Below are 15,689 nucleotides of genomic sequence, written 5' to 3' on the forward strand. Positions count from 1 at the left end.
CATCAAGATATCAGTGGACATTAAAAAAGATGACCCCTGACCAGTTCAGGGACCATCTCCTTGCTGCTTAGTTCTTTTTATTAAAATGTCTACGAAACGGGTTACAGTTCACCCGTAAGGGGACAAGCTCTGAGACGCGAAGCTAAGCTTACGCGTTTACTTTCGCTTTTGCAGCTGTTGCCAAATCGTTGAACGCTTTGGAATCATTCACAGCTAGGTCAGCCAAGATTTTACGGTTAACTTCGATACCAGCCAATTTCAAACCGTGCATCAATTTGCTGTAGCTCAAACCATTTTGACGAGCGCCTGCATTGATACGAGTAATCCAAAGTCTGCGGAAGTTACGTTTTGTTTGACGACGGTCACGGTATGCATATACCAATGATTTCATTACTTGTTCTTTAGCTGTTTTAAATAAGCGGTGTTTGGAACCGAAGTAACCTTTTGCTAATTTCAAAATTTTCTTACGACGGTGAGCGCGAATAAATCCGCCCTTGACTCTTGCCATTGTGAACTACCTCCTGGGATATATAAATGATGTTCGAATGTTACGCTGAATGACGATTAACCTTTGATAAGGGACAATTGTTGTTGCAAACGACGTACATCGCCAGGAGCCATTGTTGGGTTCGTGGACAAAACGCGTTTTTGCTTGGATGATTTACCGGAAAGCAAGTGGTTTTTACCTTGTTTGTATCTCATCACTTTGCCTGTGCCAGTGATTTTGAAGCGACCTTTCAGGCTGCTGTGTGTTTTCATTTTCGGCATGGTGTTGTTCCTCCTAATTTAGTATACCGCCTAAGTTGTCGCTTTCGGCGTTAAGATCATGATCATGCTTCTTCCCTCAAGCTTAGGAGCGCGCTCCTGTGAGGAAATGTCAGCAGTTTCGGTTGCAAGACGCTCAAGCACTCTGCGACCAATTTCCGAGTGCGCAATCTCACGACCACGGAAACGAACGCTGGCTTTGACTTTATCGCCATCGCCAAGAAACTTGACTGCGTTGCGAAGCTTCGTTTGGAAGTCATGTTCATCGATCGTCGCACTCAGGCGAATCTCTTTGATATCCACGATCTTCTGGTTCTTACGAGCTTCTTTTTCTTTCTTTTGCGTTTCATAACGGAACTTGCCGTAATCCATAATGCGGCAGACAGGCGGCTTCGCCGTCGGTGCAACGTTTACTAAATCAAGGTTCGCGTCAAGTGCAATTTGAAGAGCTTCGCGAATCGGCGTGATGCCGAGTTGTTCTCCGTCCGCCCCGATAAGGCGTACTTCCTTCACACGAATCTCGTCATTAATCATATGGTCTTTGCTAATTGTGTTCCACCTCCATAAAGTATGTAACTCTCTTCCAAATATAAAAAAGATGCGGGCGCAGTGGGCCCACATCTTCATCAATAACAGGTTCATTACAAACCTATTGTCATGTACATGATGATTCATTCAGACCAGCCAACGATTCGTTAGTCAGGTGAGAAGCGGGCGCTTCTGCTTTACTCGAAATATAATATCATCTCATTATAGAAAAGTCAACTCACTTGTTTACTTTTCATTTCATCCAAACGAATCACGCGAGTATGCTCGGTATGGCTCCACTGTTTGTTGTTTTGCGTAAAGAACGCATAGAACGTAATTGGCCACCAAGACAACATGAAAATTGGGTAAAGCAGCAAATATTTGTACGTCTTCTTATGAGCTTTTTCAATCAGCATGGACAGCGGAAGCAACACATAGATGGCCAAACTCAGTGAATTAATAACAACGGGATTGATATGAACCAAGGCTGACTGAGCCGTCCCGTGCGATGTCATGGATTGGATCCATAGCATAACCGTTAGAATCGCACCAAAGAAGAAATTGTATACATTCGCCGAATAGATCGCTGCGTCAATTTTCATCCAGCTCCCCGTTTTAATCCCTTGCCAAAGCAATGGGAAAAAGAAACGTTTCGCTACTTCAAAGTGACCTTGCATCCAACGAAGACGCTGCTTAGCGGAAGCATTAAACGATAGCGGCTTCTCATCGAATACGCGCGTATCATAATTGAATGTAGGTTTGATACCCATTTGGATACATCTCATCGAGAATTCAAGATCTTCAACCAAACTAGTTGCTCGCCAGCCAATTTGCTTTAACAGAGTGGAGTCGAAGCACATGCCCGTACCGCCTAGATAATTGGCAAGACCCAAGTTCGATCGTGGGGTTTGGACAAAACGGTTCGCATAGAAGTACGAGATGGCAAAAGAACCCGTAATCCAGGAGTCATTTGGATTTTTGGTATCCAGATAAGCTTGAATCACGCGGGAGCCTGAACAAAGATCGTTGTTCATGTGGATCAAATAATCAGGACTCACGAGGTTATCAGCATCGAACATGACGATTCCATCATATTGACGCTCACGCTTCCACAACTCTTTGAGCATCCATTCGATCGCGTACCCTTTCCCTCTCAGGTTCGGGTTGCGGCGCTCCATTGCGTACACACCGTGGTGGCGCGCAATGTCAGCTGTGTTATCTGTACAGTTGTCACAGATCACGAAGATGTCAAACAGCTCTTTCGGGTAATCCAATGTCTTCAGGTTCTCGATTAGTGCCCCAACGACTTGCTCCTCATTATGAGCGGCAACCAATACAGCAAACGATTTCTGCGGAGCATACATTTTTTTGTTTTTGGGACGATACCAACCAAAAAAAGTTAAAAACAACTGATACGCACCGATCAAAGCCAAGAAAACTTGAACGGCAAGCATAATCTTGTCTAGCATGAAGCAAAGTCCCCCTTTTTTTTATGCACGTCAGCTATCTTTTTATACGCTTTGTGCTTTTTATGTACAGGCCATACAGGTTAACGAGTAAACGACTAAAACAATCGTTTTTGATTTTCCTCTCTTTCCCCCCGTTTGTCAAAGTCTGCAAACTCCGAAAAAGCGTCAGTTCTTTGATATTTGGGAGGTTCGCACACACCGAATAGAGCATGTGCTTGAAATCGGGTCGAAAATGTCTTGTTTTCATCGTTTTTCATTTATTGTGTACCAAAAGTTCACCATTTAGACGAACACTGCTAGAGCAAAGCGAACATGACTATTATAAGTCACCCTGTTTCTTATTGGCAACTTTTGCTTAATTACCCTGTTAATGGATAAGTCTTCATCACCATAACAACCATAACACCATTCGGATTACGAAGTCGGAAAGAGTCCGTCGTTCACAATAAGGACACACCGTCAAGGATTAGGGCGGGATGGTCGATACACATTCGGGGCACACTAAAAAGAGAAATACTGTCAATTCGAGTCAAGTCGAAGATAATTGCCATCCTAACATAGAAATGTTAACGCCAGATTAGTGCAACATTAAATTGAAAAAAGACATATTTGTTGCTCTGTTAATCTTCCTCTAATAATTCTCCTGTATGATATAGATATAGAAGATAATCTTCAGAAAAAAAGGAGGCAGTAACTCATGAGCAAAGTCGTGCATTGGCTTCAGCATCATGAAACACGTCTGTTTCACTTCATGAATCAACGTATCCAGCACTACTTCCTTGATCAATTCTTTACCACAATTACTCATTTAGGTGGCGCTACAGCTTCCATTATGATTTCTTTATGTCTGGCAGGCTTCGGGCAAGGTTCGCTGCGTGTAGCTGGTCTCCAAGCGCTTATAGCTTTGACGATCAGTCACATCCCTGTTGCTATTATGAAAAAGCGTTACCCTAGACTTCGTCCTTATCTCGTACATCCGCAAACCATTACGCACAAGAATCCCCTTACGGATCACTCTTTTCCTTCTGGCCACACGACCGCTATCTTCTCGGTCATTGTTCCCGTCGTTTATGCTCTGCCTACGCTCGGGCTTGTTCTGATTCCTCTTGCTAGTATTGTTGGTATTTCACGGATTTACTTGGGACTACATTATCCATCTGATTGTATCGTTGGCTGTTTAATAGGAACGACGGCTTCGCTAGTGACAGTAGCTTTCTGGGGGTAAACCATGGAACATATATCACAAAGAAAAAGGGTTCTCATTCTGTCAGAAGGCTTTGGTGCCGGTCACACGCAAGCCGCTCTCGCACTCGCTAGCAGTTTAGAGCAGCGCTGTTCTAACATCGAAACACGTGTTGTGGAGCTGGGCTCCTTCCTGCATCCCACGCTGGCACCATGGATTTTCAGTGCCTATAAGAAAACCATTTCAAAACAGCCAAAGCTGTATGGACGATTGTACCGAGCTCAATATCAGAAATCACTCAACCCTTTGACGTCGCTCGCTTTGCATCGGATTTTTTACGCGCAAACGGCGGCTATGATCGGTCAATGGGCGCCCCAAGCCATCGTATGTACGCATCCCTTCCCCAGCGTGGTCGTTTCCAGATTGAAGAGAGCTGGGCTGCATATTCCACTCTGTACGGTCATCACCGATTACGATGTTCATGGAACATGGGTCAGTCCTGAGGTCAATACGTATATGGTGTCTTCCGAGGATGTCAAAGACAAGCTCATTGTGCATGGCGTCACAGCTGAAAATGTCGAAATCACAGGTATTCCTGTCCACCCCAGCTTTCGGGAAGTACATGACAGAGCACTGATTCGACAGCAATTCAGTCTGGCATCCCTTCCTACCGTTCTAGTTATGGGCGGGGGTTGGGGCTTGATCGGCGGCGATTCTTTGAGCGAACATCTGCTAGCATGGAGAGACCGAATCCAGTTTATTTTCTGTTTAGGGCACAATGAGAAGGCCCTCTCAAAGCTCGCGGCAGATCCGCGGTATCAACATCCGCACATCCACCTGCTCGGTTTTACACAGGAGATTGGCAAGCTGATGGAGGTCTCTGACTTGCTCGTGACGAAGCCAGGCGGTATGACATGCTCAGAAGGACTCGCAAAGTCGATTCCGATGTTATTTTATGATCCAATTCCAGGTCAAGAGGAAGAAAACGTGCACTATTTTACACGGCATGGCTTCGGTGAACCGATCCAGTCGGCAGATACAATCTCTCACTGGTTGGCCATGCTTGCAAGTCGTTTCGCGGATGTGCAAGCGAAGCGCGTTTCAAACCACTGCAGGAAGCATAACTTACCTGCAGGCGATGGTTCAGAAGTGATCCTGAAGCTGCTGGGATAACTAGCAGCGAAACAAAAAACAGACTATCCTTGCTGCATAGAGCTGGAAAGTCTGTTTGAGTTGTGTCTTATTCAGCTGATTCTTTAGATTCAGCGGCTAGGGCGGATGCAGCGGCTTGCTTCAACTGCTCTTGATGTGAGGACAATGCTTCTTGTCCAATCACAACTTCACAACGATGAATATTCATGCCTTGTCCAGCGAATTTCGTTTCGTATTCCGTCATAACATGATCAGGATGAATGCCATCGACGTGAAGGTTCAATGAGATATTGCGCATTCTTAGACCCATATCGGCAAAGGAGTTCAAAGAAAATTCGAATAAGGATTGCGAATCGGTTTTCAAATGAATTTCGCCTTTCGCATTCAGGATTTGTTGATATTTGGCGACAAAGCCTGGATGCGTCAGACGTCTGCGCGCATGCTTTTTCTTCGGCCACGGATCACTAAAGTTCAAATATACGCGTTCTAGCTCGCCTTCAGCGAAAGCTTCCTCAATATGCTCGATATTGAACAGCATGAGTCTAAGATTTGGAATACTTAATACCGCTTCCTCGTCATTTTCCACAGTGATTTCGTGAGCAACCTTCGCTTTCTCGCTTGCCTTCCGAATCAGCTCATCGTACATATCCACACCAATGAAATTGATGTTCGGATATTTCTTACTCATTTCGCTTATAAAGCGCCCTTTACCCATCCCAAGCTCGGCATGAATCGGGTTATTGTTTCCGAATAACTCGGCCCATTTGCCCTTATATTCCTTGGCATTTAACACAACGAGTTCTTTTTGACGTTCTATGTCTTCTCTTATACCTTTTCTGCCCCGTAAACGCATTATTCATTTGCCTCCTACACGTACATGCTTTCGAATACAAATCATAGTCGATTCTATAAAAAAAATCAAAGCTTTCCTCTAATAGATGAGGGTGTACAAAGGCAAACTGCAAGAAACACCCTCCAAAATGGAAGGTGCTTCTGCGGTGTTCAATGAACGTTATTTATAGCTCTCATCTCTTCTTTTATTGCTACTTCGGAGTCCAGCTAAGCCCAATAGACCTACTAGACCTAACCAACCCCAATTCATACTTCTAGAGGTATTCGTTGTTGTAGCATAAGCACGATAAGTGCTTGGAGGCGTTGTTGCTACGCTTTTCGTACTCATTCTATCGACCATATTCGCGCTGCGATCGACACCTCTCTCGATCGCATTGGCTCCGCGTTCGACACCTCTTTCAATCACATTGGCTCCTTTATCCACCGCAGTCGTCCCATTAATATGTTCCATGACACCAGTTCCTGTTGTCGTAGTCCCATATCCAGAATACGTATTGGGTGTCGTTCTATTTCCTGTGTAGATGCCATTCGTGCCGTTTCCACTAAAATTTTGTGAGCTTACGCCTGTTCCAAGCCCCATACCAGGTGAAGTAGCATCATAGTTGCTTCCCGTGTATCCCGTTGGTGTCGTAGTCGCCGTTGTTCCTGTCCCCAATGTTCCTATTGGTGCTCCCGTTCCAGTTGCACTCCCCGTATCCATATTCTTTGCCTGAGCATTTACCGCCCCCATACTTAAAGCTGTTGTCAATGCTACCGCCAAAGTTATCGTACGAAACTTTTTCATGTAGTCAATTTCCCCTCTCAGCTCGTAATTGTGGTGCAAAGTTATCATGCTCGCATCTGCTCCGTTTTATTGGGGGACTTGTTGGAAAGGCAGGGGTCGCTTTCATGTGTAAATTTCGCTACAATATAGGTTGAAAGAAAGCAGAGCAACAGATGGAAAAGAAAGCTAGAGCAACAAAAAGAAAGGATACAGGTCCTATGTCTACAATGATTCAGGAATCACCTCAGCTTTGGGGCGATAAACGTTTCCATACATGGAATTATGAAATGCGTGAAGCACTCGGCGGTAAAGTTTTCAAAGTTATGCTGGATGCTGGCTTTACCTGCCCCAACCGTGACGGAAATATCGCAACAGGGGGATGTACCTTCTGCAGTGCGCGCGGATCAGGGGATTTCGCAGGAAGTCGCCGCGATGATCTTGTCACGCAATTTAATAAGATACGAGATCTACAGCATCAAAAATGGCCAGAAGCCAATTATATCGGTTACTTTCAGGCATACACGAACACCTACGCACCTGTCGAGCAGTTGCGGGAGTATTACGAAGTTATTTTGCAGCAACCAGGTGTTGTTGGTTTATCTATCGCTACGCGGCCGGATTGTTTGCCGGATGATGTCATCGAATATTTGGCTGAATTGAATCAGCGCACGTATTTATGGGTGGAAATGGGTCTGCAAACCGTGCATGAATCCACCTCGGAGCTCATTAATCGGGCTCATGATACCAAATGTTATCTGGACGCTGTTGCCAAGCTGCGCAAGCATAATATCCGCGTGTGTGCACACATTATTTATGGATTACCTGGTGAAACCCATGAAATGATGCTGGATACAGGGAAAGCCGTCGCTCAGATGGATGTGCAGGGTATTAAAATCCATTTGCTTCATCTCATGCGCAAAACACCGATGGTGAAGCAGTACGAAGCAGGCTTGTTGCAGTTCTTGGAAAAAGATGAATATGTTAAGCTGATCGTTGATACATTGGAAATTTTGCCACCAGACATGATCGTTCATCGCCTCACAGGAGACGCACCGCGGGATCTATTGATCGGACCGATGTGGAGCCTCAAAAAGTGGGAAGTGTTGAACGCTTTTGATAAATTATTGCTAGAGAGAAATACGTGGCAAGGGAAGTATTGGGCGGAGAAAAAAAGTTTGTCTTAAGACAAAAAAATGAGCTGTCCAAAAAGCTCATCTAGAGGAAGGGAACCAGGATGCGTTATTTGCGGCCAAACGGCTGAAAAGGAAATCGAAGGGAACGTCAGTGCCTTATTTCAGGAAAAACGCCAATAAAGCACCAAAACCAGTTAAATAGCGCACCTGCGTTCCCCTTACCTCCAAAAACAGCCGATTTTCTCGATTTAGTGCATCTACGTTCCCTCGACGACTGTTATGCACATCTATGATGAACTATTGGACAATTGGGAGGCTCTTTACATATGGGATTTGTTTCCGTTCTGAGTTATGTACACCAGCTTATACAGCAGCGCATCCAGCCTGGCGACACCGTAATTGACGCCACGCTCGGCACTGGCGTGGATGTCTTGTTCATGGCGAAGCTCGTTGGCCCCCGCGGCAGCGTGTACGGCTTCGATATCCAGCAGGCTGCGCTGGATCAAACAGAGCAGCGTCTGGCGAAAGAACTGCCAGACGCTGCTTCTTATGTGCACATGAGCTTATGCAGCCATGCGCTCATGGAAGCGGCGGTGCCGCAAGACCGCCACGGCAAGGTAGCCGCGGTCACCTTCAACCTCGGCTACCTGCCAGGAGCCGATACAGCCATTATCACCGAGCAGGAATCGACCATTCCTGCTCTTGAAGCTGCGCTCCGCCTGCTGCGCAAAGGCGGACTTGTGACCATCGTGCTTTACAGCGGGCACGATGGCGGCTCTGAAGAAGCCGCAGCCGTGGAACGCTGGGCGGCGGCGCTTCCGCTCGCAGCGTTTCAAGTGCTGCGGTACCAATTTGCCAATAGGAGCACCTCTGCGCCTTATCTCTTAGCTCTAGAAAAAAGATAGCCACATGATATAATGCTAGAGAGTAATTACATAGGCTTATAGAAGAGACTTGGAGAAAGTAGGGATCGTTTGTGAAATCATACCCGCTTCAATTTCTACCTGAGATGAAAGAACGTGTTTGGGGAGGCAGAACCCTCGAACGATTTGGCTTCCAGCTGCCAGAAGGCGCAATTGGCGAAGGCTGGATGATTGGGGATCACCCGAACGGAACAACGAAGGTTATGAATGGCGAACTAGCAGGCTTAGGCCTGGATGAAATCCGTGAGAAATACGGCAAAACGTTGTTCGGTACCAAAGGATTTTCCGAGAAGAATGGTCGTTTCCCGCTTCTCATCAAGCTGCTGGATTGTGAGGACGATCTGTCCGTTCAAGTTCATCCCAATGATCACTACGAGAACCTTGCCGCTGGTGAACTAGGCAAAACAGAAATGTGGTATATTCTCGATGCCAAGCCCGGCGCCAAAATTATCTATGGCATGAAAGAAGGCGTGACACGGGAAAGCCTTGCAGAAGCCATTGCGGAGAACCGCATTATGGACTGCTTGCAAGAAGTGCCTGTCGAAGCGGGCGATTCCTTTTACATACCTGCAGGCACGGTCCACGCGCTTGGCGCGGGTGTACTGGTAGCCGAAATCCAACAAAATTCCGATACAACGTATCGGTTGTACGATTATAATCGTCCTGGTTTGGATGGCAAAATGCGTGAGCTGCATATCGAAGACTCACTCAATGTCATCGCCTATGAAGGTTCAGGCTCCACTCGCATGAAAACCGATTTGACGGAAGCCGGCACATGGTTGACGCTCGCGTCCTCTCCTTTTTTCACGGTGGAAAAAGGCCTTGTAGGCCCGCAATGGGAACTCACCACAACACCTGATAGCTTCGTGATCCTTGTGATCGCGGACGGCAACGGGACGCTGCAATGGGCAGATGGTCAAATCGTGACGAAGCCGGGCGACTGCTTCTTGCTTCCTGCTGATTTGGGCAACTACTCCCTTGAGGGCAGTATGACAGTGATTCGCAGTTATTTACCATAAGGGATCGCCGATACTTGATGTAAAAATGAAGAAAGCTCTCCGATACCGTCAATATTGACGAGATCAGAGAGCTTTTTTATGTCGTTGCTAACCTATTCTTCCGAAAGGCTGCTTTCTTTTAGAATCACGTCGTGCGCTCCGCCTTCAACAAGGCTTGTCGCGGATACGAGAGCAATTCTCGCATTAACTTTCAGCTCATCGAGCGTCAATGAACCGCAGTTGCACATTGTGGATTTAATTTTACCAAGCGTCTTGTCCAGGTTTTCTTGCAGACTTCCCGCATAAGGAACGTAGGAATCTACGCCTTCCTCGAACAGAAGCTTGCTTTTGCCACCTGTGTCATAACGCTGCCAGTTGCGAGCACGATTGGAACCTTCGCCCCAGTACTCTTTCACGAAGTTGTTACCCACTTTAAGTTTTCTTGTTGGGCTCTCATCGAAGCGTGCAAAATATCTGCCCAACATTACAAAGTCAGCGCCCATCGCCAAAGCAAGGGTAACATGGTAGTCGTGTACGATACCACCATCGGAACAGATCGGAATATACGTACCGGTTTCTCTGAAGTATTCATCTCTCGCTTCAACAACTTCCATCACAGAGGAAGCTTGGCCGCGGCCAATACCCTTTTGTTCCCGCGTAATACAGATGGAACCGCCGCCGATCCCTACTTTAATAAAGTCAGCACCTGACTCTACGAGGTAGCGGAAGCCTTCACGGTCAACGACGTTACCCGCACCAATTTTGACATCAAAATTCTGTTTCACGTACTGCACCGTCTCATGCTGCCATTCGCTGTAACCGTCCGATGAATCGATAACGAGAATGTCTACGCCCGCTTCAACCAGCGCAGGTACTCTCTCCGTATAATCCTTCGTGTTGATACCAGCACCGACAATGTAGCTCTTGTTTTTATCAAGTAGTTCCATCGGATTCTCTTTGTGCTCGTCATAATCTTTGCGGAAAACAAGCGTGTCTAGCTTCCCATTATCATCTACAATCGGCAAGCAGTTCAGCTTGTGATCCCAAATCAGGTTGTTCGCTTCAGACAAAGAGATTCCTGATTTGCCGTAAATTAATTTCTCAAAAGGCGTCATGAATTCCGAAATCGTACGATCTAATGGATCACGACTTCTCCGGTAGTCACGGCCTGTTACGATCCCTAATAATTTCCCGTTCGCTGTGCCATCATCGGTGATCGCAACTGTGGAATGCCCTGTTTCCTCTTTCAATGCAAGCACATCACTAAGCGTATGCTCAGGTGTCAGGTTAGAGCGGCTTACGACGAAACCAGCCTTGTACCCTTTTACCTTACGTACCATCTGTGCTTGTTCTTCAATGGACTGTGAGCCAAAAATAAACGAAATCCCGCCACTACGTGCCAAGGCAATAGCCATTCCATCATCGGATACGGCTTGCATGACAGCAGAAGAAAACGGGATATTCAGTGAGATGGCCGGCTCCTCACCTTTATTGAATTTGACTAACGGTGTCTTCAACTTTACATTTGCTGGTGTACACGCCTTCGTCGTTAGGTTAGGAATCAACAGAAACTCACTAAACGTACGAGATGGTTCCATATAATACGTAGCCACTTTACAATTCCCTCCTAATATAGGGATCTTTGAGCGTAGCTCAAAGTCTCTCCTTTGATTGATCCATAGGTAAATTTTTTCAATCTTATCACTGAACCGTACCTGTGGTCAATGGATTTTTCAGGGAAATGTTCAGTTGGCTGCGAATCAGCTTTATTTCGTCCAAACCTGCGGTTCAGAACCTTTGCTCGAAAATTCAATATAGGACGGGGAAATGTCCATCACCACATAGTTAGGATCATGCGGACCCTCAAACCATTGCTTCATATCATCCTGCCATAGCTTCTCTCGAAGCGCATTATCGGAAGATATCGTGGCCGTAGCCTGAATTTGCAAAATGTTTGGCGTAGACTTGCCGTCATACCCCACTAGAATATGCACATTGGGATTATCTTGGAGCTCCTCAACCTTATCTGTTTTTTTACTCGTCGTTAAATAAATCTCCAATTCGTCGTGAAACAAGGCCATGTAGCGCACCTTCGGCTTGTTGCCGTCAATTGTCGCAAAGGAGCACACCTGATTGGCGTTCAGCACCTGGATGATTTGCTCTTCGAGTTGTGAGTTTTTCGTTTCAATCATATTTCGCTCTCCTCTCAGTCTCAATTTGCTTTAACTCCCCTAGATTACCCAGATTGCGTGAAATTCAATCGTTTTGGGGTGAGAAAAATACCCCTCACGGCAGTCGCGAGGGGTAGGTGATTTAGATCGTTGCCAGCTGCTGCAGCGGCATCGTGTAGTAGGACGCCGGCTTCTGCGCGTCCGGCGGGAAGTGCACAACAAGCAGCTCCTTGCTGCTTTCGTCGAGTTGGCCGCTTTGCAGGTACGTCTGCAAAGCGAACGGCAGGACCTCAAGCATGGCATGCTTGTGGAGGTCTTTTTCGTTGATGCGGAGGCTGTGGAAGTCTCCGCTGACGAGCTCAGGCTGCTCCGCAAGCAGCTTGAGGTACGCATTCTGCTCGGACTTCTCCAGGGTGAAGTCCCACCAGATTTTGCGCGGCTTATATTTATGGCCGAGGAAGTAATCAAGCTTCATCAGGCCTTCGATGATGTGCATGTTAGTAGTGCCGCGATGAATCAGGAACTCGCGTAAGCGAGTGAACAGATCCTCGAGCTGATGCCCGATCTTCTGCCAGCCGCGGCCTTCCCAGAAGTCACCGAACTCTTGGAAGAAATCGAACGCTGATGCGAACTCGTGCGCAATGAGGTGCTTCACCGTATGATCCATCCGGTGTGCGTTCCAATATTTCTCAAGCACGTCCTCGACACGCTTGATGCGAATCAAGTCGGTGAACGGCAGAATGTCGTTGCCGAGAATCTCGTAAGGGGCGTGATCCATATAAATATAGCCATATTTGTGGGCATCGTTACGCATCCCGGTGCCGCGCAGCATTTTGAGGAAACCGAGTTGAAGCTCTTCCGGTCCTAACTCGAACACGTCGTTGAACGTTTTACGGAACGAGTTGTAGTCCTCTTCCGGCAGTCCGGCGATAAGATCGAGATGCTGGTCTATTTTCAAGCTATTTTTCACCTTGGACACGGTACGGCTCAGCTTAAAGAAGTTCTGTCTGCGCTGCACGAGGTCATTCGTCGTGTCATTCGTCGATTGAACGCCTATTTCAAAACGGAACGTGCCTGGAGGGGCATTTTCAGCTAGATAGTCTAGAACCTCAGGTCGCATGATATCTGCGGTAATCTCGAATTGGAACACGGTGCCTCGATGATTCTGGATTAGGAACTCGAAGATTTCCATCGCATAGTCGCGCTTAATGTTGAACGTGCGATCCACGAATTTGATCAGCTTCGCGCCTGAATCAATGAGGTACAGCAGATCCGACTTCGTTCGCTCCATGTCAAAATACCGCACACCTACCTCAATACTCGATAGGCAGAATTGGCAAGAGAACGGACAGCCGCGGCTCGTCTCGAAGTACACAACACGGTTAGCTAAGCTAGGCACATCTTCCGCAAAACGATGCGGCGACGGGATATCATCCAGTTTCAGCTTCGGTCTGCCCGGCATAAGAACTACTTCTTGCTCCTTGCGATAGGCAAGACCATAGACGAAGTGGTATTTGCGCGTTGTTGAAATTTCCGTCAGCAGCTGGTGGAACGTTTCTTCCCCTTCGCCCATGACGATGAAATCAACCTCAGGGATGCGTTCCATCCAGTAACCCGTGTCATAAGAAACCTCGGGTCCGCCAAGGACGATGAGGATTTCGGGCATGATTTTTTTGATCATTTTGATAATATGAATCGTCTCTTCAATGTTCCATATGTAACAGGAAAAGCCCAGCACGTCCGGTGCCTTCTGATAAATGTCGGAGACTACATTCATGACGGGATCTTTAATCGTATATTCGGATATTTCAACATCAAAATCCTTCTCGCAGAACGCTTTTAGATAGCGTAATGCTAAGGAGGTATGAATGAATTTGGCGTTCAGTGTGGATACAAGTACTTTCATATGCAAAAAACCTCGTTCTATTCTGGGTTATCGTGCCTTCTAATTCTACACGAAAACGGAGGAAATACAAAGGTAAGCCCTCCCATGAAGGACGACTTGAGCAGAGTTTAGTCAAATTGAGGACAGTCAAAGAACCGTATCATCGTCCAAATGCGGGACTTCATAGGGGAACTGCAGGTAGGAGGCTTCTTCGATGGCGTTTTTCCAGCGTTCGGCGTGGGAATAGAGCTGCTGCTCGACTTCTTGGATTTTCTGGTGGATTTCGCCGGCGAATTCAGCCGGTTCACGCTGTAACGCTTGATGTAAAGTTGTACGTTCTTCGAACCACTGCGTTAATTGGTATAAAAGCATTGGATGCCCCGCCTCTCTCACACGATAGGATATGTATGTGCTAGTGTTCCCTGATTTGAGGGGGCGTATTCGGTTTTATCCAGTAGAGAGGCTCAATTTAGGCAGAAAAATCTATTTCAACAAAGCCCCGTCCTTCTCCAGGACGGCTTGCAGTTCCGCTACGTTAATCTCCGCAGGAAGCACGCCATGCTTCACAGCGAGTCCGGCGGCAGAGCCTGCAGCTTGGCCAGTGGCCATGCAGCTTGGCGTGAGTCTCGTTGTCGCCAGCGCTTCATGCGTAGTCGAGATGCAGCGACCTGCGGTGAGCAGGTTCTCGATTTTTTGCGGCAGCAGGCAGCGATAAGGGATGTCGTAAGCGCCGTCGCCTTTGACCCAGGCTGCGGTTACGCCTTTGCCGGACGGATCGTGGATATCGATTGGGTATCCGCTTCGTGCGATAACGTCGTCAAAATGACGACCTTGCACGACATCGTCCACCTGCAGCGCATACTGCCCTTCGATCCGGCGCGTTTCACGGATACCAATTTGTGCGCCAACGTTGGAAATGGAGGCCTTTTCAAAGCCTGGCAGGTTATTCCGCATAAACTCAGCGACCATCAGCACTTGCTTCCGTCCAAGCTCCTCAGCTTCCGTTAAATCCTCAACATCGGTGCCATCGAGCCCTTGAACACGCGTGGTATTGACCAACACTTCGTCGTCCTCTGGACCTGTGAAGAACAGCACTTGATCGCGATTGATCGGCAGATCCGCTTCCTTCCAATGCTTGAAGTAGCCCATAACGCCTGACAAAGGCAGGTCGGCAAGTTCGGAGAACGGTGTCTTTTTATAAAACTCGTCTGGATGATCGATCATATATTGCTTCACGGCCGCCAAGTCGACACCACGCATTCTGAACTTCATCGTCATAGGCTGTGTAAGTTTATCCCCATCGCGTCCCTTCAAACATGGAGCTCCCGATAAATGCGCGAGATCCGCGTCACCAGTCGTATCGATAAAAACTTTGCCACTGACATCAATGCGACCTGACTTGGACGTCAACTGTACGGATTGAATGCGATTATCCACCGTCTCAACGTGATCCACAAAGCTATGGAAAAGCAGCTTAACGCCCGCTTCTTTCAGCATATCGACAGCGAGTACTTTATAAATTTCAGGATGATACGGCGTAATCGTATTCACGAATCCAACGGTATCACGAAGATGCCCTGGAGAAGCGTTCATCGCCACGAGGCGATCAATAATTTCCTGTGCGAGCCCCGCAATTACTTGTTTGCCATCCGTTGTATGAAACGTCATCCAAGGATACACAAGAGCAGCGGTGGACATGCCGCCGATAAATCCGTATTTCTCTATGAGAACGGTTTTGGCTCCGCTTCTCCCTGCCGCAATCGCTGCGTTTACACCCGCAGGACCTCCCCCTACTACAACCACGTCTGCCTCTATCTGTTTGATCATCTGACTTCGCTCCCTTAGCTAATTTGTTGTCATGTCACAT

General features: G+C 47.2%; 17 protein-coding genes. 5 read left to right on the top strand and 12 right to left on the bottom strand.

Going from position 1 to position 15,689, the window contains the following annotated elements:
* Positions 1-148 precede the first annotated feature (148 nt).
* The 5 genes from rplT to AC58P7_RS23755 form a co-directional block, all read right to left on the bottom strand.
* Positions 149-508 carry a 50S ribosomal protein L20 gene (gene rplT / locus AC58P7_RS23735; protein ID WP_028553998.1) on the bottom strand — a complete coding sequence of 120 codons (360 nt, stop codon included), beginning with the start codon at positions 506-508 and terminating at the stop codon, positions 149-151.
* 56 nt (positions 509-564) lie between these two features.
* Positions 565-768: a 50S ribosomal protein L35 gene (gene rpmI, locus AC58P7_RS23740; protein ID WP_028553997.1), complete on the bottom strand. Its 204-nt coding sequence runs from the start codon at positions 766-768 to the stop codon at positions 565-567.
* 30 nt (positions 769-798) lie between these two features.
* Positions 799-1,299: a translation initiation factor IF-3 gene (gene infC / locus AC58P7_RS23745; RefSeq protein WP_167067530.1), complete on the bottom strand. Its 501-nt coding sequence runs from the start codon at positions 1,297-1,299 to the stop codon at positions 799-801.
* Between the two features lie 227 nt (positions 1,300-1,526).
* Positions 1,527-2,762, bottom strand: a complete 1,236-nt coding sequence (locus AC58P7_RS23750) for a glycosyltransferase family 2 protein (RefSeq protein WP_497347301.1) — start codon at positions 2,760-2,762, stop codon at positions 1,527-1,529.
* Positions 2,763-2,857: 95 nt separating this feature from the next.
* The gene (locus tag AC58P7_RS23755; RefSeq protein WP_497347302.1) at positions 2,858-3,019 is read right to left on the bottom strand and encodes a hypothetical protein; all 162 of its coding nucleotides are present in this window, start codon (positions 3,017-3,019) and stop codon (positions 2,858-2,860) included.
* A 440-nt stretch (positions 3,020-3,459) separates the two neighbouring features.
* Here AC58P7_RS23755 and AC58P7_RS23760 point away from each other — a divergent pair, with 440 nt between their 5' ends.
* The gene (locus tag AC58P7_RS23760; RefSeq protein WP_497347303.1) at positions 3,460-3,987 is read left to right on the top strand and encodes a phosphatase PAP2 family protein; all 528 of its coding nucleotides are present in this window, start codon (positions 3,460-3,462) and stop codon (positions 3,985-3,987) included.
* 3 nt (positions 3,988-3,990) lie between these two features.
* Positions 3,991-5,118 carry an MGDG synthase family glycosyltransferase gene (locus tag AC58P7_RS23765; protein WP_497347305.1) on the top strand — a complete coding sequence of 376 codons (1,128 nt, stop codon included), beginning with the start codon at positions 3,991-3,993 and terminating at the stop codon, positions 5,116-5,118.
* Between the two features lie 67 nt (positions 5,119-5,185).
* Here AC58P7_RS23765 and trmB read toward each other — a convergent pair whose 3' ends face one another.
* Together trmB and AC58P7_RS23775 are read right to left on the bottom strand one after the other, a co-directional pair.
* Complete coding sequence (gene trmB, locus AC58P7_RS23770; protein WP_497347307.1) at positions 5,186-5,950, bottom strand: tRNA (guanosine(46)-N7)-methyltransferase TrmB; 765 nt, start codon at positions 5,948-5,950, stop codon at positions 5,186-5,188.
* A 159-nt stretch (positions 5,951-6,109) separates the two neighbouring features.
* On the bottom strand, positions 6,110-6,733 hold the full coding sequence (locus AC58P7_RS23775; RefSeq protein WP_497347309.1) for a WGxxGxxG family protein: 624 nt from the start codon (positions 6,731-6,733) through the stop codon (positions 6,110-6,112).
* Positions 6,734-6,930: 197 nt separating this feature from the next.
* Between AC58P7_RS23775 and mnmL the strand changes: the two genes are divergently transcribed.
* From mnmL to AC58P7_RS23790, 3 genes are all read left to right on the top strand, one after another.
* Positions 6,931-7,896: a tRNA modification radical SAM protein MnmL/YtqA gene (gene mnmL / locus AC58P7_RS23780; RefSeq protein ID WP_497347311.1), complete on the top strand. Its 966-nt coding sequence runs from the start codon at positions 6,931-6,933 to the stop codon at positions 7,894-7,896.
* A 275-nt stretch (positions 7,897-8,171) separates the two neighbouring features.
* Positions 8,172-8,750 carry a tRNA 5-(aminomethyl)-2-thiouridylate-methyltransferase MnmM gene (gene mnmM / locus AC58P7_RS23785; protein ID WP_497347313.1) on the top strand — a complete coding sequence of 193 codons (579 nt, stop codon included), beginning with the start codon at positions 8,172-8,174 and terminating at the stop codon, positions 8,748-8,750.
* Positions 8,751-8,821: 71 nt separating this feature from the next.
* Entirely contained in the window at positions 8,822-9,787 is a 966-nt protein-coding gene (locus AC58P7_RS23790; protein ID WP_497347315.1) for a type I phosphomannose isomerase catalytic subunit, read from the top strand.
* A 92-nt stretch (positions 9,788-9,879) separates the two neighbouring features.
* On the opposite strand, the gene AC58P7_RS23795 is transcribed toward AC58P7_RS23790, so the two are convergent.
* The 5 genes from AC58P7_RS23795 to AC58P7_RS23815 all read right to left on the bottom strand — a co-directional run bounded on the left by AC58P7_RS23795 (position 9,880) and on the right by AC58P7_RS23815 (position 15,649).
* On the bottom strand, positions 9,880-11,379 hold the full coding sequence (locus AC58P7_RS23795) for an IMP dehydrogenase (protein WP_497347316.1): 1,500 nt from the start codon (positions 11,377-11,379) through the stop codon (positions 9,880-9,882).
* Between the two features lie 153 nt (positions 11,380-11,532).
* A complete protein-coding gene (locus tag AC58P7_RS23800) occupies positions 11,533-11,958 on the bottom strand; it encodes a pyridoxamine 5'-phosphate oxidase family protein (protein WP_497347318.1) in 426 nt (141 codons plus the stop codon).
* Positions 11,959-12,079: 121 nt separating this feature from the next.
* Entirely contained in the window at positions 12,080-13,843 is a 1,764-nt protein-coding gene (locus AC58P7_RS23805) for a B12-binding domain-containing radical SAM protein (protein WP_497347320.1), read from the bottom strand.
* Positions 13,844-13,969: 126 nt separating this feature from the next.
* The gene (locus tag AC58P7_RS23810; RefSeq protein ID WP_497347322.1) at positions 13,970-14,194 is read right to left on the bottom strand and encodes a hypothetical protein; all 225 of its coding nucleotides are present in this window, start codon (positions 14,192-14,194) and stop codon (positions 13,970-13,972) included.
* A 111-nt stretch (positions 14,195-14,305) separates the two neighbouring features.
* Positions 14,306-15,649 (bottom strand): FAD-dependent oxidoreductase, encoded by a 1,344-nt coding sequence (locus tag AC58P7_RS23815; protein ID WP_497347324.1) that lies wholly within the window; start codon positions 15,647-15,649, stop codon positions 14,306-14,308.
* Positions 15,650-15,689: the final 40 nt, after the last annotated feature.

The organism is Paenibacillus sp. J22FR5 (genome assembly GCF_059691975.1).